Origin of the sequence: Mycobacterium gordonae (assembly GCF_017086405.1) — a bacterium.
Taxonomy (GTDB): domain Bacteria; phylum Actinomycetota; class Actinomycetes; order Mycobacteriales; family Mycobacteriaceae; genus Mycobacterium; species Mycobacterium gordonae_D.
Map to the genome: position 1 here is coordinate 539,793 of NZ_CP070973.1, position 20,509 is coordinate 560,301.

8 protein-coding genes are annotated in these 20,509 nt (G+C 73.9%); 4 read left to right on the forward strand and 4 right to left on the reverse strand.

The window, feature by feature from the left end; all coding sequences use genetic code 11:
* Positions 1-342: 342 nt before the first annotated feature.
* The gene (locus tag JX552_RS02455; RefSeq protein ID WP_205875931.1) at positions 343-1,566 is read left to right on the forward strand and encodes a sodium:proton exchanger; all 1,224 of its coding nucleotides are present in this window, start codon (positions 343-345) and stop codon (positions 1,564-1,566) included.
* 73 nt (positions 1,567-1,639) lie between these two features.
* Here JX552_RS02455 and JX552_RS02460 read toward each other — a convergent pair whose 3' ends face one another.
* A complete protein-coding gene (locus JX552_RS02460; protein ID WP_205875932.1) occupies positions 1,640-4,255 on the reverse strand; it encodes a PE family protein in 2,616 nt (871 codons plus the stop codon).
* Positions 4,256-4,603: 348 nt separating this feature from the next.
* Here JX552_RS02460 and fadD4 point away from each other — a divergent pair, with 348 nt between their 5' ends.
* Positions 4,604-6,121 carry a fatty-acid--CoA ligase FadD4 gene (fadD4, locus tag JX552_RS02465; protein WP_205875933.1) on the forward strand — a complete coding sequence of 506 codons (1,518 nt, stop codon included), beginning with the start codon at positions 4,604-4,606 and terminating at the stop codon, positions 6,119-6,121.
* A 2-nt stretch (positions 6,122-6,123) separates the two neighbouring features.
* Positions 6,124-7,074, forward strand: a complete 951-nt coding sequence (locus JX552_RS02470; protein WP_431195958.1) for an enoyl-CoA hydratase/isomerase family protein — start codon at positions 6,124-6,126, stop codon at positions 7,072-7,074.
* Here JX552_RS02470 and JX552_RS02475 read toward each other — a convergent pair.
* Both JX552_RS02475 and JX552_RS02480 read right to left on the reverse strand, forming a co-directional pair.
* A complete protein-coding gene (locus tag JX552_RS02475) occupies positions 7,068-7,454 on the reverse strand; it encodes a CD225/dispanin family protein (protein WP_205875935.1) in 387 nt (128 codons plus the stop codon). The two genes, JX552_RS02470 and JX552_RS02475, sit on opposite strands and share 7 nt — an antisense overlap.
* Positions 7,455-7,564: 110 nt before the next feature.
* Positions 7,565-8,725, reverse strand: a complete 1,161-nt coding sequence (locus tag JX552_RS02480) for an acyl-CoA dehydrogenase family protein (protein WP_277396028.1) — start codon at positions 8,723-8,725, stop codon at positions 7,565-7,567.
* 130 nt (positions 8,726-8,855) lie between these two features.
* Here JX552_RS02480 and JX552_RS02485 point away from each other — a divergent pair, with 130 nt between their 5' ends.
* Complete coding sequence (locus JX552_RS02485) at positions 8,856-9,863, forward strand: MaoC family dehydratase (protein WP_205875936.1); 1,008 nt, start codon at positions 8,856-8,858, stop codon at positions 9,861-9,863.
* Positions 9,864-9,877: 14 nt separating this feature from the next.
* On the opposite strand, the gene JX552_RS02490 is transcribed toward JX552_RS02485, so the two are convergent.
* A complete protein-coding gene (locus JX552_RS02490; protein WP_205875937.1) occupies positions 9,878-19,540 on the reverse strand; it encodes a hypothetical protein in 9,663 nt (3,220 codons plus the stop codon).
* Positions 19,541-20,509: the final 969 nt, after the last annotated feature.

A 20,509-nucleotide genomic window follows, 5' to 3' on the forward strand; every position in this document is an offset into this window, starting at 1 on the left:
AGTGATTTGCCAGAACATTTTTTCGCATCACCGAAGAACAAAGTTCATGGCACTTGAACAGCTCGTATAGCCAAGTCTGATCGTTGAATTCGCAGCATAGCTAAGTTGCCATACCTCGCTGGTAAGGCTAGCCTCGGGGTAGCGAAGGGGAGTAGTTCCAGATCGTCGGTGTGATACCGGCGGCTGCGGATGGTCGACATACTGGCGATTTCGGACTCGGTTCGGACGCCCGGTCATCCACCGGGAAGTGTCCGGCGAGCGAGACCTTCGGCCGACAAACAGTCGGTCCGAAGTCTCGCCGCTTTCGACGAAACTCGGACCGCAGGAACCGAAGGACGCGATATGGCCTTGATCGCCGAACGCCGTCGGACCCGGACCCCCGCGGACGCACTGCTGCGTTCGCTGCTCACCACCCTGATTTTCATCGCGCCGGCGCTGATCGTACGCAGCGTCGGGCTGCACCCCGCGCCCGTGGTGTCGCTGCTCGTCTACGGCGCGGCCGTCGTCGCGGCGAGTTTCCTGCTCGCCTGGGCGGCCGAAGCGGCGCAACTCGACGTGTCCGGCGGTCTGGCGATCGCGGTCCTGGCCCTCATCGCGGTGTTGCCGGAATACGCGGTCGACCTCTACTACGCCTACCAGTCCGGCTCGCACGCCGAGTACACCCAGTACGCCGCTGCGAATATGACCGGCTCGAACCGGTTGTTGATGGGCCTCGGCTGGCCGGTGGTGGTGCTTATTGCGCTGTGGGTGGCCCGCCGCAAGGGTAGGCCGGCGGCTGCCCTGAAGCTCGAGCGCGCCAACCGGGTGGAACTCGGGTTCCTCCTGGTCGCAGGCATCGTCGCGGTCCTGGTTCCGGCGACGGGCCGCATCCACATCACGCTGGGTGTCGCCCTGCTGGCCTGGTTCGGCTTCTATCTCTACAAGCTCAGCCGCGGCGCGGTGGTGGAACCCGAGCTGATCGGCACCGCCGCGGCGCTGGGCGCGTTGCCCGGCCGGACCCGTCGCGCGGCCGTCGTCACCCTATTCGCCGTCGCTGCCGGGGTGGTGCTGGCTTGCGCAAAACCCTTCGCGGAGAGCCTGATCGGCGCCGGCGCCGAGTTGGGCGTCGACCGGTTCCTGCTGGTCCAGTGGCTGGCGCCGCTGGCGTCCGAGGCCCCGGAGTTCGTGATCGCGGTTATCTTCGCCAGCAGAGGCAAGGGCACCGCGGCGATCGCGACGTTGATCTCGTCGAAGGTCAACCAATGGACGCTGCTGGTGGGGTCGCTGCCGATCGCCCATCTGGCCGGCGGCGGGGGCACCGCGCTGGTGCTGGACGGCAGGCAGATCGAAGAGATGCTGCTGACCGCGACCCAGACCCTGATGGGTGTGGCCCTGATTCTGGCGCTGCGCTTCCATCGCTATACGGCCTGGGCGCTGCTGGTGCTGTTCATCGTGCAGTTCCCGATCGCCTCGCCCGAGGGCCGGCTGACGCTGAGCGGGGTGTACGGGGTGCTGGCCGTCGGCGCGGTGGTGGTGAACCGCCGGCACGTGCTGCCGACGGTGCGCGCGCCGTTCGCCGCCGCCTAGGGTCCGGTCGGTTGGGACTGGGCCGCCCGCGGTGCGACGGCGAGGCTGCCCAGGCAGAGCCGCTCGTCGCGGCTCACTTGGCGGGCCCGCCGGCGCCGCCGCCACCACCGGCGCCGCCGGCAGCACCGACATTGGAATTGGCGGCTGCACCGGCCGAGCCACCATGGCCGACGCTGCCCTTGCCGCCACCGCCGTCGCCGCCCGCGCCGCCGCTTCCGCCTCCGCCCCCGTTGCCGCCCCACCTGCCGTTGCTGCCGTTGCCTCCGACACCTCCGGCCCCGCCGCCGCCGCCCAGACCGCCGTTACCGGTCACGCTTTTGCCGCCCACGCCGCCGACACCGCCTCCACCGCCGGTGCCGCCGACGCCAGCGCTGGAGCCGCCGGTGCCGCCGTTCCCGGCGGCACCCCCCGTGCCGCCGCTGACCGTGCCGGCACCGCCGGCACCACCGTTTCCGCCCTTACCTCCTACCCCGGCCGGATCGTTGAGCGAGCTGCTCGCGGCACCGAATCCGCCCGTGCCGCCCTTACCGCCGGCAGCGCCGTTGACGCCGCTGCCGCCGTTGCCGCCGTTTCCGCCCGTCCCGCCGGCAGCCGGAGCAAAGCCGGACGACGTGCTGCCCGCGTTGCCTCCATCGCCCCCATCGCCACCGGCATGTGCTGTGCTGCTGAGCTGGCCAGTAGCGCCGTTGGTGGAACCGACGCCGCCCTGTCCGCCCTGTCCGCTGGCCCCGGCGTTACCGCCGTCGCCGCCGATGCCGGGAACCGACTGCTGTCCGCCACCGTTGAAGCCGTCGCCGCCGCGGCCACCGTTGCCCGCTTTGCCGCCGGCCCCGCCGGTGCCGCCGTCGCCGCCGACACCCCTGATGCCGTCGTGGCCTGTGGTCGACAGCGCATGCCCGGCGGCACCGCCGGCTCCGCCGGTACCGCCCTTGCCGCCGGTCCCCCCGTTGCCGCCGTCGCCGCCGCCCTGGTTGTGGACTTGTGCGCCCAGGCCGTCGGTGCCGTCGCCTCCGGCACCACCGGTCCCACCGGTTCCGCCGGCACCGCCATTTCCGCCGTTGCCCGCTTGGACGCCCCCGGCGCCACCGGCGCCGCCCGCACCGCCGGTTCCGCCGGCGTTACCGTCCAATCCGTTCGCACTGGGCCCGACGCCCGCGGTGCCGGCCGTGCCGAGACCGCCTTTGCCGCCGTTTCCGCCGTTTCCGCCGTTTCCGTATGAGCCGCCGGCTCCGCCGTCGCCGCCCTTCGCCCCGACTCCGGCCGGAGTCTCGGCGTCGGCGCCGGCCCCACCGGTGCCGCCGTTGCCGCTATGGGGGGTGCTGCCCGTCGCGCCGCTGGCGCCACTGACAAACCCCGTGCCTCCCTGTCCGCCAGCGCCGCCGGCGCCGGCGTTGCCGCCGTTGCCGCCGTTGCCGCCGACGCCGTTGCTGTTCGTCCAGGTGCCGGCCGCTCCGGCGCCGCCATCACCGGCAGCGCCGCCCGCTCCGCCCGTTCCACCGGCCCCGCCGAGGCCTTGGTTGCTGGCGATGGGTCCGAGGTGGAGGGCGCTGCCCCCGGTTCCGCCTGCTCCGCCGTTACCGCCAGCCCCGCCGGCTCCACCATTGCCCCCGGTGAAGCCCGAGGCCGCCGGGGAACCTGCGCCGGCGGTGCCGATACCGTCGGCTCCGTGGCCGCCGGCACCGCCGGCTCCGCCGGCGCCGCCCGCCCCACCGTTGCCGCCGTCGCCGTAGAGAACTCCGCCGGCTCCGCCGTTCCCACCGTTCCCGCCGATTCCGCCGAAGCTACCGTTGCCGCCGTTGGCGTTGGCGTTGGAGCTGCCGGCGGCACCCGCAGCGCCGTGGCCGCCGTTTCCACCCGCGCCGCCGACGCCGATCAGTCCGGCGTGTCCGCCGTTGCCGCCGTTGCCGCCCGCGGTGCCGGCAGTGTTCGACACTCCGCCATCACCCCCGACACCGGCGTTGCCGGAGAACAAACCACCGTTACCGCCCGCCCCGCCGTTGCCGCTGCCCGCCCCGCCGGCACCGCCGGCGCCGCCGTTGCCGATCCAGAACGAGTTGCCGCCTGCCCCGCCGGCCCCGCCGTTGACACCGCCCGTGCCACCGGCGCCACCCTGCCCCCACAGCCAGCCGCCGGCGCCGCCGGCGCCTCCGGCCGCGCCCTTGCCGCCGACTCCGCCCGCGCCACCGTTACCCAGCAGGCCGGCCGCACCGCCGGCGCCGCCCGCCATGTCGGTGGTGCCCGCCGCGCCCCTGCCGCCGTTGCCGAACAGCAACCCACCGGCTCCGCCGGCTTGCCCCGGCGCGGTGCCGTCGGCACCGTTGCCGATCAACGGCCGCCTGAGCAGAGCCTGGCTGGGCGCGTTGATGAAGGACAGCATCTCCCGTTCGACAATCTGCAGCGGCGAGGCATTGACGGCTTCGGCCGCGCTGTACCTGCTCGCCGACGTGGTCAGGGACCGCACGAAATCGTTGTGGAATGTCGATGCCGCGTTGCTCGCGAGTTGGTACTCCCGGGCGTGGTTGCCGAACAGCGTTGCGAGCGCCGCTGAAATCTCATCCAGACCCGCAGCGGCGATGGAGGTGGTCGGCGCCGCCGCGGCGAGACTGGCTTCACGGATCGCCGAACCGATACCGGCGAGGTCAGAGGCCGCGGCGCCCAGAATTTCCGGCGACACGTTGACAAACGACATCTGGATTCCTTCCACGGTGTGGGCCGCGAGATGCGGACCCCTGCAGCATGCGGAAACTTGCATCAGGCCGTCTAGCAGAAGCTTTGAAAGCAAACTTTGCGTCTGGTAAAAGAATTTTGGGGTGGGTGCGGAGCAATCGGGTGCCGACGTCAGCGACGGTCCACCATCTGGCCGACGCCGCTGCGGCGGGAGCGTCAAAGCAGTCAAGTGTTTGTTTCGAGAAGTAGAAGCGTGGCAGGCGCTGCACCCCCTGGCCGGGGTGCGGCCGCGTCATGTCGCCGGTGCCGCGGGCCGGATCGGGGCCTGTTGCGCAACGGCCCGCAGTGCTGCCGAAGGTACAGTCGGCCAATGCAGTTTCGACAGCATGTGGGCACCGGTAAGCCCGCCGTCATCCTTCACCCGTCGGGCACGGTGGTGACCTTCGACGATCTTGAAGGCCGCGCCAACCGCCTGGCGCATTACTTCCGCGCTCGTGGTCTGCACGAGGGCGACGCCGTCGCGATCCTGATGGAGAACAACGAGCACATGCACGCGGTGATGTGGGCAGCCAGGCGTGCCGGGCTGTACTACGTGCCGATCAACACCCATCTGACGGCGCCCGAAGCGGCCTACATCATCGGCAACAGCACCGCCAAAGCCATCATCGGGTCGGCGGCGCTGGGCGGCCTGTGTGCGGAGTTGGGCAAGCATCTTCCAGGCGGCCTGCCCGAGCTGCTGCTGATCGCCGACGGGGATCTCGATGGATGGCGGCGATACCCGGAATGTGTTGCAGACCAACCGGATACGCCTATCGTCGACGAGATCGAGGGCGACCTGTTGCAGTACTCATCGGGCACCACCGGGCGCCCGAAGGGCATCAAGCGCGAATTGCCGCATGTGCCACCGGAAGATGCGCCGGGCATGATGTCGGCGCTGGTGGGATTCTGGATGGATCCCGACTCGGTTTATCTGAGCCCGGCGCCGCTGTATCACACCGCGCCGTCGGTGTGGTCGATGACGGTGCAGGCGGCCGGTCTCACCACCGTGGTGATGGAGAAGTTCGACCCGGAGTGGACGTTGGAGGCGATCCAGCGCTATCGGGTTACGCACGGCCAATTCGTCCCCGCCATGTTCGTGCGGATGCTCAAACTCCCGGAGGCCGTGCGTAATTCGTATGACCTCTCCAGCCTGAAGCGAGTAATGCACGCGGCCGCGCCGTGCCCGGTGCTGATCAAGAAGCAGATGATCGAGTGGTGGGGGCCGATCGTCGATGAGTACTACGCGTCTTCGGAAGCGATCGGATCGACGTTGATCACCGCCGAGGACTGGCTGGCCCACCCGGGATCGGTGGGCAAACCGATGATGGGCGCGGTGCACATCCTGGGGCGGGACGGCAAGGAGTTGCCGCCCGGTCACCCCGGTGAGATCTACTTCGAGGGCGGTCATTCGTTCGAGTATCTCAACGACCCGTCGAAAACCGCCGCATCGCGCGACCCGCACGGCTGGATGACGGTGGGGGACATCGGCTTTCTCGACGAGGAAGGTTACCTCTACCTCACTGACCGCCGTCATCACATGATCATCTCCGGCGGGGTGAACATCTATCCGCAGGAGGCCGAGAATTTACTGGTCACCCATCCGAAGGTGTTGGATGCGGCAGTGTTCGGTGTTCCGGACGACGAGATGGGTCAGCGGGTGATGGCGGCGGTGCAAACCGTCGACCCGGCCGACGCCACCGCGGCGTTCGCCGATGAACTGGCGAGTTGGTTGCGAGAACGTCTGTCGCACTTCAAATGTCCGCGCGAGATCGTGTTCGAGGCGGAGCTCCCGCGGACCGACACAGGCAAGCTCTACAAGAACGAGTTGATCGAGAAGTATTCGGTGTGACCCTGCGGGTGGTCGACCTGTCCGGCGCGCCGGAGCCTGATGCGGCCGTGCCGCCGGGTGTGATCGTCGCATTCGGCTCGCCGGATGGCTCACCCGTTAGCGAGTTCTGGCTGGAAACCGCTACCTTCACCCTCAGCGAGCGCCCCTGCGCGGATCCTCGCGTGGTCGCCGTGAAGTCCGTGCCGGAGACGCTGGCCGAGCTGACGGCGCGGTGTGACCGCTGGCCGCACGCCAGCGCGATCTGCGACGACGTGCTGCGCTGCCTGGACCCCGCCGGTGCCACCCTGGCCGGCCTGGTTACCGAATCACTGGCCTATTCCACGCTGCAGGCCGGTCCGGAGTTCGCCCGCTGGCTGTCCCAGCGCGGGCCCGCCCGGGTCGCAGGCAGCGTCAATCCCGTTGCGGTGCAGCGTGACCACGACACGCTACGGATCAGGTTCAACCGGCCGCAGCGGCACAACGCTTTCTGCAACGGGACGCGTACGGCGCTGCTGGAGGCACTGGCCGTCGCGCAACTGGATCCGTCCGTCACCGGAGTTGTGTTGAGCGGCACCGGGCCGTCGTTCTGCAGCGGGGGAGACCTCGCCGAGTTCGGCACCTTCGCCGACCCGGCCAGCGCTCATCTGGCGCGCACCCGGCACAGCCCGGCCCTGGTGCTCGACGAACTCACCGGCCGCCTCGGACCGGCGTGCTGCGCGCAGGTGCACGGGCGGGTGCTGGGCAGCGGACTGGAGATGGCCGCGTTCTGCGGACGGGTGCAGGCGGCGCCGGACTGCGTGCTCGGGCTGCCCGAACTGGGTTTGGGATTGATACCCGGTGCGGGCGGCACGGTCAGCGTGACCCGTCGCATAGGCCGTTGGCGCACCGCGTATCTCGTGCTGTCAGGTCACACCGTCGACGCGCAGACGGCGCTGGCGTGGGGCCTGGTGGACGCGATCGGTTCTGCTCAGTAACCGGAATAGGTGGTGTACGTCGTCTGGATGTGATTGTCGATCGACACGGCCGCCGCGATCAGCACGACGTAGAGGATGGTGCCGATCACGGCAACGACGACACCGACGATGGCGCTGATGATCGCCCACTTCTTCGCGTTGGCCGAGGCGGCCTGCGCCTCGCCGTAGCGGCCCTGTGCCCACAAGCCGGAGACCTTGGTGGAGTACACGATCGACACAATGCCGGCAGGCAGACAGCACAGCACGGTACTCAGAATTGCCCACACCAGGTAGTTGTCCGGCTCCGGCTGCCCGCCGTAGGCCGGCTGCGCGCCGTAGCTCGGCGGCGGCTGGCCCTGCCAACCCGGGTTGGCGCCGTACGGGTCCGACGGATAACTCATGGCCGCTGCCTTCCCTTGGGTCGCCACTTTGCTGGTGCCTCGCGGCGAAGTCAGGCAAATATAGCGCACCCGAGGGCGCGCGGGCAGTCCGAAACTTGCCCGCATTGCCGTCAGATTCCGCCGCGCGACACCAACTGTGCGGCGATGACGTTGCGCTGGATCTCGTTGGTGCCCTCGCCGACGATCATCAGTGGCGCGTCGCGGAAATACCGTTCCACGTCGTACTCGGTGGAGTAGCCGTAGCCACCGTGGATCCGTACCGCGTTCAACGCGATTTCCATGGCCACCTCCGAGGCGAACAGCTTGGCCATGCCGGCCTCCATGTCGCACCGGTCGCCGCTGTCGTAACGCTGCGCGGCATAGCGGGTGAGCTGGCGGGCTGCGGTGAGTTTCGTTGCCATGTCGGCCAAGTAGTGCCCCACGGCCTGGTGCTTCCAGATCGGCTGTCCGAAACTTTCGCGCTGCTGAGCGTAGTCCAGCGCGTCCGCCAACGCCGCGGTGGCCACGCCGAGCGCACGGGCGGCCACCTGAATCCGGCCGGTCTCCAGTCCTTTCATCATCTGCGAAAATCCCTCACCCGTAACGCCTCCCAGCACGGCCGAAGTCGGAACCCGGAAGTCGTCGAACGACAGCTCGCATGATTCGACGCCCTTGTAGCCGAGCTTGGGCAGGTCGCGTGACACCGTCAGGCCCGGCCCGTGCTCGACCAGCAGCACCGAGATGCCCTTGTGTCGGGGTGTCGCGTTCGGGTCGGTCTTGGCCAGCAGCGCGATCAGCCCGGAGCGGCGCGCGTTGCTGATCCAGGTCTTGGATCCGTTGACCGCCAACGTATCTGGGTCCGACGCGGGCAGCGCGGTGGTGGTCATGTTCTGCAGATCGGATCCGCCGCCGGGTTCGGTGAGCGCCATCGTGGCACGCAGTTCGCCGGTGGCCATGGGCGGCAGGTACTTTCGCTTCTGCTCGGGAGTGCCGAACAGCGTCAGCAACTTGGCGACGACGGTGTGCCCGCCCATCGCGCCGGCCAGGCTCATCCAGCCGCGTGCGAGTTCCTGGGTCACCTCCACGTAGCACGGCATCGACACCGGCGAGCCGCCGTACTCCTCGTCGATCGCCAGGCCGTAGATGCCGATGCGCTTCATCTGCTCGATCCACGCCTCGGGATAGGTGTTGGCGTGCTCGACCTCGCGCACGGTGGGTCGCACATCGCGATCGACGAACGCCCGCACGGTGGCCACCAGCATCGCTTCGTCCTCGTTGAGTTCAGTGCTCACCGGACTCCTTCACCTTTATCGGCCGAGGGTGAAGCGGGCGACGTCGAACCGGCGTGTCACGTCGTCGTATTCACTTTCGGCGAGGTGCGTGTTTGACCCTCGATGAGACAGCCTGCCAGCATGGCATTCCGTGACTGACGGGTATACGGCGGTGCGTGTGGGCGGGCCCTACTTCGACGACCTGGCCGTGGGGCAGGTGTTCGACTGGGCGCCTTCGGTCACCCTGTCTCCCGGCCTGGCCGCGGCCCATCAGGCGATCATCGGAGACCGGCTGCGGTTGGCGCTGGACGCCGATCTGTGTGCCGCCGTGACGGGTGCGCCGGCCGCGCTGGCGCACCCGGGGCTGGTGTGCGACGTGGCGATCGGGCAGTCGACGCTGGCCACCCAGCGCGTCAAAGCCAACCTGTTCTACCGCGGGCTGACGTTCCACCGGTACCCGCTGATCGGCGACACCCTTTACACCCGCACCGAAGTCGTGGGTCTGCGCGCCAACACCGCCAAGCCGGGGCGCGCGCCCACCGGGATGGCCGCGCTGCGCATGACGACAATCGACCAGGCCGATCGGTTGGTGCTGGACTTCTACCGCTGCGCGATGCTGCCGGTGAGCCCAGCTGGGATCGTGCGACCCGACCACGGCGATGACCTGTCGGCCTTCCAGGCCGCGCCTCCAGCGGTGGACCCCACCGAAACATGGGACGGTGAGGCCTTCCGCCGCAAGGTGCCTGGCCCGCACTTCGACCCCGGTCGGGCGGGTGCGGTGTTACACAGCACCGGCGATGTCGTCACCAGCGCCCCCGAGCTTGCCCGCCTCACCTTGAACATCGCTGCCACCCATCATGATTCGCGGGTGGGCGGGCAGCGGCTGGTGTACGGGGGGCACACCATCGGACTGGCGTTCGCGCAGGCCAACCGGCTGCTGCCCAACCTGGCCACGGTGCTGGGCTGGGAATCCTGCGATCACACCGCACCGGTGTACGAGGGCGACACGTTGTACAGCGAGGTGCACGTCGAGCGGGCCACCCAGAACTCCAATGCGGGAGTGCTGGGCGTGCGGTCGCTGGTTTACGCCGCCAGCGACTCTGCCGACGTGCCGGACCGGCAGGTGCTGGACTGGCGCTACCGCGCGCTGCAGTTCTAGACCCGCCGGGCCGGTCAGTTGCCGGCTTTGCCCGTCGACCCGATCGCGCCGGTGAGACCGTCGCTGCCGGTGCCGTCACCCTTGCCGCCGGTCCCGCCGTTGCCCGCGCCGCCGCCGGCGCCACCGGCGCCCGCGGTTCCGTTGCCTCCGCCGATGCCGCCGGTACCGGGCGCGCCGCCGCTGCCCAGAGCGCCGCCGTCGCCGCCGTCACCACCGCTTGGACCCTTGCCGCCGTTGCCGCCGTTGCCGTTGGTTCCGATTGCGGCGTTGCCGCCGCTGCCGCCCGTCTGCATCGGCAAGGCGCTGCCGCCGGCGCCGCCGCTGCCGCCGTTGCCGCCCTGGCCGCCGTTGCCGGACGTGGCGCCGCCGTTGCCGCCGGTGCCCCCGGCGCCGCCGTTGCCGCCCTTGCCGCCGGTGCCGCTGTCGCCGCCGTTTCCGCCGTCGGGGTGGGTCAGGGTCCCTGCTGCCCCGTCGCCGCCGGTGCCGGGCGCTCCGCCGGTACCGCCGCCGCCGCCGGTGCCCCCGGCCCCGCCGTCACCCGCGCCGAGGGCGTTGCCACCGTTGCCCGCGGCACCGCCGGCTCCGCCGACGCCGCCGGCGCCGCCGCCGCCGCCCTTGCCGTCGTTCACCGTGAACGTGGCATCGCCAGTGGCGCCGTTGCCGCCGGCACCGCCGTTGGCGCCGCTGCCGCCGTTGCCGCCGGCGCCCCCGTTGCCGGAGATGGAGCCGCCGAGGCCGCCGTTGCCGCCCTTGCCGCCGTCGCTGCCATTGTCGCCGGTGCCACCGTCGGCGCCGGGCAGCGCGGCGTTGGAGCCGGTGGTTCCGGTCGCGCCGTTGCCGCCGTTGCCGCCCTTGCCGCCGTTGCCGACTGAGCCGCCGTTGCCGCCGTTGCCGCCGTTGCCGCCATTGACGCCCGCGGTGGTGGAGTTCCAGCCGTTGCCGCCGTTGCCGCCGTTACCGATCGGACCGGTGACCGAGTTGCCGTTGGCGCCGTCGGTCGCGGCTCCCGAGCCGGTGCCCACCTTGCCGCCGCCACCCGCAGTGCCCGCGTTTCCGCCGTTGCCGCCGACGCCGCCGTTGGGGTTGGTGCCGTTGGTCGCGTTGGCGCCGTTGCCGCCGTTGCCCGGCGTCGCGGCGTTCCCGCCCTTGCCGCCGCCACCGGCCGCTCCCACGCTGCCGGCGCTGCCGGTACCCAGTACCGTGCCGGCCGCGCCGCCGTTGCCGCCGCTGCCGCCGGCGCCGCCGCTACCGCCGTTGCCGCCGTGCTGGCCGCCGCCGATGCCGGTGAGGTAGGTGTTGCTGTTCGCCACGCCGGCCGCACCCGAGGTGCCGTTGCCGCCGTTACCGCCGTCACCGCCCTTGCCGCCGGCGCCGCCGCTACCGGCGTTGCCGGAGATCGAGCCGCCATCGCCGCCCTTGCCACCGGCCCCACCCGCACCGCCGGGGTTGCCGTTGCCGCCGCTGTTGCCGGTGCCGGTGGCGTTGCTGGCACTTGTTCCGGCCCGGCCTGCGCCGCCGTCACCGCCGTCACCGCCGTTACCGATGTTCCCGCCGTTGCCGCCGTTACCACCGGCCCCGCCGTTGCCGCCTGCGGTGGTGTTGCTGAAGCCCGCGCCGCCCTTGCCGCCGTTGCCGGCTGGGCCGATTACCGCGGTGCCGTCGGTGCCGTTGGTTCCACCGGCGCCGGTGCCCGCCAGGCCACCGGTGCCCTTCGTGCCGGCGTTTCCACCGTTTCCGCCGTTGCCGCCGTTGGGGTTAGTGGTGTTGGTCGCGTTGCCGCCGTTGCCGCCGTTGCCGGGAGTTCCGGCGTTGCCGCCGTTGCCGCCTGAGCCGCTGGCACCGTCGGTGCCCTTGGTGCCGCTGGTGACCGAGCCCGCCAGGCCCGCGTTGCCGCCGGTGCCGCCGTTGCCGCCGTTGCCGCCGTTGCCGCCGTTGCCGCCGTTCTGGCCGCCGCCGGTGCCGTTGCTACCGGCCACGCCGTTTCCGCCGTTACCGCCACTGGCGCCGGCGCCGCCGTTGCCGCCGTTGCCGCTATTGCCGGAGATCGTGCCGCCGGCGCCGCCGGCGCCGCCGTTTCCGCCGTTGCCGCCGGCCTGTCCGTCGGTGCCGCTGGTGCCTGCGCCGACGCCGTTGTCGCCGACCGTGCCGGCCACCCCGGCACCGCCGTTTCCGCCATTTCCGCCGTTGCCGTAGGTGCCGCCGTTACCGCCGGTGCCGCCGTTACCGCCGCTGGCGCCCGCGAGAGTGGGGTTGAAGCCCGAGCCGCCGTTACCGCCATTGCCGACCGGGCCGCCGAAGGACGGACCGTCGGCGCCGCTGAGGCCGTTAGCGCCATTGACGGAGCCGATGCCGCCGGTGCCGGCGGTACCGGCCTTGCCGATGGCGGCGGTTCCGCCGTTTCCGCCGTTGCCGCCGTTGGGGTTGGTGGCGTTGGTCGCGTCCGTGCCGTTGCCGCCGTTACCGGGTGTGCCGCTCGCGGCGCCGTTTCCGGCGTTGCCGCCGTTGCCGCCGATGCCGGTGGTGCCGTTCGGGGCGACACCGCCGGCGCCGCCGTTGCCGCCCGCACCGCCGTTGCCGCCGGCACCGCCGTTGCCGCCGTTCTGGCCACCGCCGATGCCGGTGCCGTAGGCGTTGGTGTCGGCGATGCCGGCCGCGCCGCTGACGCCGTTGCCGCCCTTGGTGCCGTTGCCGCCGTCACCGCCGTTGCCGCCGTTGCCGCCGTTGCCGAAGTCGGCACCGCCCTTGCCGCCGGCGCCACCGTTACCGCCCGCACCGCCGTCGCGGCCGTCGGTGCCGCTGGCACCGGGGCTGGGGCCGTTGGTGCCGGCGACGGTCGCGGATACGCCGTTGCCGCCGTTGCCGCCGTTGCCGCCGTTGCCGAGGTTGCCGCCGTCGCCGCCGGCGCCGCCGTTGCCGCCGTCAGAGCCGGGAGTCAACACGTTGTAGCCCGCGCCGCCTTGACCGCCGTTACCGACCGGCCCGGTCAGGCCCTTGCCGTCGGTGCCGGGAGTTCCGTTGATCGAGCCGATACCGATCGCGCCGGCCTTGCCTGCGGTTCCGGCGTCGCCGCCCTTGCCGCCCGCGCCCCCGTCCCGGAACGCGTTGGTGCCTGCCGCGCCCGCGCCGCCGTTACCCGGGATCCCGGCGTTGCCGCCGTTGCCGGCGTTGCCGCCGGTGCCCTGGGTCCCGGCCGAGCCCGAGCCGTTCTGCAGCAAGCCGGCGGCGCCGCCGTTGCCGCCACTGCCGCCGGTCCCGCCGTTGCCGCCGTTGCCGCCGGCCTGGCCCGCGCCGGCGCTCACCCCCGCGGTGCCGTACTTACCGATCACACCGTTGCCGCCGTTGCCGCCGTCAGCGCCGTTGCCACCGTTGCCGCCGTTGCCGGCGCTGCCGAGGCTGGTGCCGCTGTTGCCACCGGCGCCACCCTTGCCGCCCGAGCCGCCGGCCTGGCCGTCGGTGCCGCTGACACCGAAGGCCTTGCCGCTGACCCCGGCCTTGCCGGCCAAGCCGTTTCCGCCGCTTCCGCCGTTTCCGCCGTTGCCGTACTGCCCGCCGTGACCGCCGGCGCCGCCGTCACCGCCGTTGACGCCCGCGGTGGTGGCTGTGTAGCCGTTTCCGCCGTTGCCACCGTTGCCCGAGGGGCTGGTGGGCAGGCTGCCGTTGGCTCCGGTGTTGCCGCCGCCGGTACCGGTGCCGCCCGTGCCGCCCAAACCGATGCCGCCGGGGTCACCGCCGTCGCCGCCCTTGCCGCCGTTGGGCGTGCCGGCATTGCCTGCCGCACCGTTGCCGCCGTCGCCGCCTAGTCCGGCGTTGCCGCCGTTGCCACCGTCGCCGCCGGCGCCCTTGGTGTTGGCGCCGCCGACGGCGCCGGCGTCACCGCCGACGCCGCCCTTGCCGCCGGTTCCGCCGCTGCCGCCGTTGCCGCCGTCGGCGCCTGGCGTGGTCGCGTTGAAGCCGGCGCCACCTACGCCGCCGTCGCCGCCCTGGCCGCCGACACCACCGGCCCCGCTGGTGCCCGCACTCGAGCCGCCCTTACCGCCGACGCCGCCGCTGCCGCCGTCGCCGCCCGTGCCGCCGGCGCCGCCGTTGGGGGTGCCGATGGTGCCTGCCGGGCCGGTCGAGCCTTTGGCGCCGTTGCCGCCGGCGCCTCCGGCGCCGCCGTTGCCGTACTGTCCGCCGTCACCGCCGGCCCCGCCGGTGCCTCCGTTGACGCCGGGAGTGGTCGGGCTGAAGCCAGCGCCGCCGGTGCCGCCGTTGCCGGCGATGGTGGTGGGGATGACGCCCGCGCTGCCGGTCGCACCGTCGGGTGAGCCCTTGCCGCCGTCGCCGCCCAGACCGCCGCTGGCACCGGGGTTGCCGCCGTTGCCGCCCTTGCCGCCGGTGGTGTTGCCGGCGGTACCGACGGCACCGGTGCCGCCGTTGCCGCCCAGGCCGGCGCTGCCGCCGTCGCCGCCGTCGCCGCCGGCACCCTGGTTGCCGTTGTAGACGGCACCCGCATCACCGCCTTGGCCGCCCTTGCCGCCGATACCGCCCTGGCCGCCGTCGCCGCCGGCGCCGGAGTTGGTCGGGTACGCACCGGTCTGGCCGGCGCCTCCGGTGCCGCCCTGGCCGCCGGTGCCGCCCTTGCCGCCGCTACCGCTGTCACCGGCCTTGGTGCCGCCGTCGCCGCCCTTGCCGCCGGCGCCACCGGTGCCGCCGGTACCGCCGGTCAGGCCGTCGGCGCCGGGAGTGCCCGGCGTAGCCCCGGTCGCACCCTTGCCGCCGGTGAAGCCGTCACCGCCGTCACCGCCGTTGCCGTAGGCGCCGGCGTTACCGCCGTCGCCGCCGGCGTAACCGGTCTGTCCGGCGCCGGGGACACCGAAGGCGTCGCCGCCGTCGCCACCGTCACCGGTCGGGGTGGCGGGCATGGTGCCGGCCGTGCCGTTGCTGCCCGTGCCGTTGAGCCCGCTGGCGCCAATGCCGCCGCCCCCACCGGCGCCCGGGTTGCCGCCGTCGCCGCCGTCGCCGCCGCCGGTGAAGCCGTCACCGCCGGCGCCGCCCTTGCCGGCCACTCCGCCGTTGCCGCCGTTACCGCCGTTGCCGCCCTTGCCGGCGTTGGGGCCGATGCCGGTCGGGTCGGCAGCGCCGTTGCCGCCGGTGCCGCCGTCGGCGCCGTTGCCCGCGTTACCGCCCGCGCCGCCGTGGCCGCCGAGCGTGCCGCTTTTGCCGCCGGCCCCGCCGTCGCCACCCTTGCCGCCGTCTTGGCCGTTGTCGCCGTTGGCGCCCGGAGTAGCGCCGTTGGCACCGGCTTTACCCGCCGCGCCGTCGCCGCCGTCGCCGCCTTGGCCGCCGTCGCCGTACAGACCGCCGTCGCCGCCCTTACCGCCCTTGCCGCCGTCGGCGCCGGGAACGGTGGCGTTGTAGCCGTCGCCGCCACGACCACCGTTGCCGGCCAGGTTGGCGGGCGTGCTGCCGTTGGCGCCGTTGGCGCCGTTGAGGCCGTTGACGGATCCGGTGCCGCCTTTGCCTCCGATTCCGCCGGTGGCGCCGAAGCCCGGGTTGCCGCCCTTGCCGCCGTCACCACCGTCCGGGTTGGCCTTGGTCCCGTTGGCGCCGTTACCGCCGTTGCCCTGGGTGCCGCCGTCGCCGCCGTCGCCGCCCTGACCGCCGTTACCGCCGATACCGACGGTGCCCTTCGTGACGGTGCCGGCATTGCCGCCGGCGCCACCGGCGCCACCCTGACCGGCGTTGCCGCCATTGCCGCCGTTCTGTGCCCCGCCGACGCCGGTTCCATAGTCGTTGGAGTTGGTGACGCCGTCGGCTCCGTTCACGCCGTTGCCGCCGGCCCCGCCGTTGCCGCCCTTGCCGCCGGCCCCGCCGTTGCCGCTGTTGCCCGAGATCGAACCGCCGGCGCCGCCGTCGCCACCCTTGCCGCCGGCCCCACCGGCCTGCCCGTTGGTGCCGTTGCCTCCGTTGTTGCCGCCGTTGTCGCCGGCCTTGCCGTCGGCACCGTCGCCGCCGGCCCCGCCATTGCCACCGTTACCGATCGAACCGCCGGCGCCGCCCTTGCCGCCGTCGCCGCCGGCCGCGCCGGGTGTCGTGGCGCTGTAACCAACGCCACCGCTACCGCCGTTGCCGGCCGGACCGGTCAGCGTGGCGCCCACGACTCCGTTGCTGCCGGCGGTGCCGTCGACGAAGCCTTTGCCGCCTGCCCCGCCGGTGCCGCCGGCGCCCACGCCGCCCGGGTCACCGCCCTTGCCGCCGGCTCCGCCGTTGATGCTGCCGGCGATTCCCGCGGCGCCGTTGCCGCCGTTGCCCGGGGTTCCGGCCGCGCCGCCGTTGCCGGCCTTGCCGCCGTCGCCACCCACGCCTTTGGCGCCGTACAGCCCGGCGCTGCCGCCCTGCCCGCCGGTGCCGCCCTTGCCGCCGGCGCCACCGGTGCCGCCGTTGCCGCCGTTTTGACCGCCTCCCGCGCCGTTGCCGTAATCGGTTAGGCCGGACACGCCGTTGGCGCCGGTCACCCCGGCACCGCCCTTGCCGCCGTCGGCACCGGTACCACCCTTGCCGCCCGCGCCGCCGTCGCCGCCGTTGACACCGCCGGCACCGCCGGCGCCACCCTTGCCGCCTGACCCACCGGCCTGTCCGGTGCCTCCGTTGTCACCAGGGTTGACGCCGGCGTCTCCGGCCGCCCCGGCAACACCGTTGCCGCCGTCGCCGCCCTTGCCGCCGTTGCCGATCGTGCCGCCGTCGCCGCCGGCGCCGCCGTCACCGCCGTTAGCACCCGCGGTGGTGGAGGTGTAGCCCGCGCCGCCGTTGCCGCCGTTGCCGGACGGAATGCTGACCGAGGCGCCCTCGTTGCCGGCGGCGCCGTTGGGGGAACCGAAGCCGCGGGTGCCGCCGGCGCCTGCGGAGCCGGGGTTGCCGCCCTTGCCGCCCGCGCCGCCGGTGGTGTAGACGGCGTTGCCGTCCGCCCCGTTGCCGCCGTCTCCAGGCGTTCCGGCCGCGCCGCCGTTGCCCGCGTTGCCGCCGGCGCCGGTGGCGCCCTTGGTGCCGTGCGGGGACAGGCCGCCGAGGCCGCCGTTGCCGCCGTTGCCGCCGGCCGCTCCGTTGCCGCCGTTGCCTCCGCTCTGGCCGGCGCCAATGCCGTTGCCGTACAGGTCATCTCCGGCCACTCCGGCGGCGCCGGTCACCCCGATTCCGCCGCTACCGCCGTCGCCGGCGTTGCCGCCCTTGCCTCCGGCGCCGCCGTTGCCGGCAATTGAACCGCCGTTGCCGCCGGCGCCGCCCTTGCCGCCGCTGCCACCGGCCTGGCCGTTGCCGCCGTTGTCGCCGGGGTTGACCCCGTTGGTTCCGTTGGTGCCGGCCAGGCCGTACCCGCCGTCGCCGCCCTGGCCGCCGTTGCCGACGTTTCCGCCGTTGCCGCCGTTGCCGCCGTTGCCGCCGTTGGCGCCGGCGACCGTGGAGGTGAAGCCGGTGCCGCCGGTGCCGCCGTTGCCGCCGCTGCTGGGTGCGACGCCGTTGGTGCCCGCGGTCGCGGCGCCCGAGCCGGTGCCGGCGCTGCCCCCGGTGCCGGCCACTCCGCGGTTGCCGCCGTTGCCGCCGGCGCCGCCGTTGGGTGTGCTCGCGGTGCCGGTCGCGCCGTTGCCGCCGTTGCCGCCGACGCCGCTGTTGCCGCCGTTGCCCCCGCCGCCCTTGGCGCCGGTGGTCGAACCGGTGCCGCCGTTGCCGCCGGCACCACCGTTACCGCCGGATCCACCGTTGGCGCCGTTACCGCCGGCGCCGTTGTTGGTGCCGGCCACGCCGAGCGCACCCGCACCACCAGTACCGCCAGCCCCACCGTTGCCGCCGCTGCCGGCGTTCCCGCCGGCGCCGCTGGCGGCCTGGGTGCCGCTGCCGCCCAGGGTCTTGCCGCCCACGCCGCCGTTACCGCCGGCACCGCCGGCCCCACCCAGACCGCCGCTGCCGCCGGCCTGACCGCCGCCGGGCCCGGTGCCGTACAGGGTCTGGCCGGCCACGCCCGCGGCGCCGTTGACGCCGATACCACCGACACCACCGTTGGCGCCCGCGCCACCGGCACCGCCGACACCCGCGCTGCCCGAGATCGAACCGCCGTTGCCGCCGGCACCGCCGGCGCCGCCGCTGCCACCGGCCTGGCCGGTGCCGCCGTTGTCGCCGGGGTTGACGCCGTTGCTGCCGGCCCCGCCGGCCACACCGTTGCCGCCGGCCCCGCCGGCACCACCGTTGCCGACGTTGCCGCCGTTGCCGCCGTTGCCGCCGTTGCCGCCGTTGGCGCCGGCGACCGTGGAGGTGAAGCCGGTGCCGCCGGTGCCGCCGTTGCCGCCGCTGCTGGGTGCGACGCCGTTGGTGCCCGCGGTCGCGGCGCCCGAGCCGGTGCCGGCGCTGCCCCCGGTGCCGGCCACTCCGCGGTTGCCGCCGTTGCCGCCGGCGCCGCCGTTGGGTGTGCTCGCGGTGCCGGTCGCGCCGTTGCCGCCGTTGCCGCCGACGCCGCTGTTGCCGCCGTTGCCCCCGCCGCCCTTGGCGCCGGTGGTCGAACCGGTGCCGCCGTTGCCGCCGGCACCACCGTTACCGCCGGATCCACCGTTGGCGCCGTTACCGCCGGCGCCGTTGTTGGTGCCGGCCACGCCGAGCGCACCCGCACCACCAGTACCGCCAGCCCCACCGTTGCCGCCGCTGCCGGCGTTCCCGCCGGCGCCGCTGGCGGCCTGGGTGCCGCTGCCGCCCAGGGTCTTGCCGCCCACGCCGCCGTTACCGCCGGCACCGCCGGCCCCACCCAGACCGCCGCTGCCGCCGGCCTGACCGCCGCCGGGCCCGGTGCCGTACAGGGTCTGGCCGGCCACGCCCGCGGCGCCGTTGACGCCGATACCACCGACACCACCGTTGGCGCCCGCGCCACCGGCACCGCCGACACCCGCGCTGCCCGAGATCGAACCGCCGTTGCCGCCGGCACCGCCGGCGCCGCCGCTGCCACCGGCCTGGCCGGTGCCGCCGTTGTCGCCGGGGTTGACGCCGTTGCTGCCGGCCCCGCCGGCCACACCGTTGCCGCCGGCCCCGCCGGCACCACCGTTGCCGACGTTGCCGCCGTTGCCGCCGTTGCCGCCGTTGCCGCCGTTGGCGCCGGCGACCGTGGAGGTGAAGCCGGTGCCGCCGGTGCCGCCGTTGCCGCCGCTGCTGGGTGCGACGCCGTTGGTGCCCGCGGTCGCGGCGCCCGAGCCGGTGCCGGCGCTGCCCCCGGTGCCGGCCACTCCGCGGTTGCCGCCGTTGCCGCCGGCGCCGCCGTTGGGTGTGCTCGCGGTGCCGGTCGCGCCGTTGCCGCCGTTGCCGCCGACGCCGCTGTTGCCGCCGTTGCCCCCGCCGCCCTTGGCGCCGGTGGTCGAACCGGTGCCGCCGTTGCCGCCGGCACCACCGTTACCGCCGGATCCACCGTTGGCGCCGTTACCGCCGGCGCCGTTGTTGGTGCCGGCCACGCCGAGCGCACCCGCACCACCAGTACCGCCAGCCCCACCGTTGCCGCCGCTGCCGGCGTTCCCGCCGGCGCCGCTGGCGGCCTGGGTGCCGCTGCCGCCCAGGGTCTTGCCGCCCACGCCGCCGTTACCGCCGGCACCGCCGGCCCCACCCAGACCGCCGCTGCCGCCGGCCTGACCGCCGCCGGGCCCGGTGCCGTACAGGGTCTGGCCGGCCACGCCCGCGGCGCCGTTGACGCCGATACCACCGACACCACCGTTGGCGCCCGCGCCACCGGCACCGCCGACACCCGCGCTGCCCGAGATCGAACCGCCGTTGCCGCCGGCACCGCCGGCGCCGCCGCTGCCACCGGCCTGGCCGGTGCCGCCGTTGTCGCCGGGTTGACGCCGTTGCTGCCGGCCCCGCCGGCCACACCGTTGCCGCCGGCCCCGCCGGCACCACCGTTGCCGACGTTGCCGCCGTTGCCGCCGTTGCCGCCGTTGCCGCCGTTGGCGCCGGCGACCGTGGAGGTGAAGCCGGTGCCGCCGGTGCCGCCGTTGCCGCCGCTGCTGGGTGCGACGCCGTTGGTGCCCGCGGTCGCGGCGCCCGAGCCGGTGCCGGCGCTGCCCCCGGTGCCGGCCACTCCGCGGTTGCCGCCGTTGCCGCCGGCGCCGCCGTTGGGTGTGCTCGCGGTGCCGGTCGCGCCGTTGCCGCCGTTGCCGCCGACGCCGCTGTTGCCGCCGTTGCCCCCGCCGCCCTTGGCGCCGGTGGTCGAACCGGTGCCGCCGTTGCCGCCGGCACCACCGTTACCGCCGGATCCACCGTTGGCGCCGTTACCGCCGGCGCCGTTGTTGGTGCCGGCCACGCCGAGCGCACCCGCACCACCAGTACCGCCAGCCCCACCGTTGCCGCCGCTGCCGGCGTTCCCGCCGGCGCCGTTGATGCCCTTGGTAGCTGGGTTGATGCCGCCGGTGCCTGCGGCCCCGCCGGTACCGCCGTTACCGCCGTTACCGCCGTTTCCGCCCAAACCGCCGCTGCCGCCGGCCTGACCGCCACCGACCCCGGTGCCGTACAGGTCTTGCCCGGCCACCCCGGCCGCGCCGGCAGCGCCCGCGCCACCCCTGCCCGCGAAGCCCGCAGCGCCACCGGATCCCGCGTTGCCGCCATTGCCGGCTTTGCCCGCGGTGGGTCCGACACCGGCCTTGCCG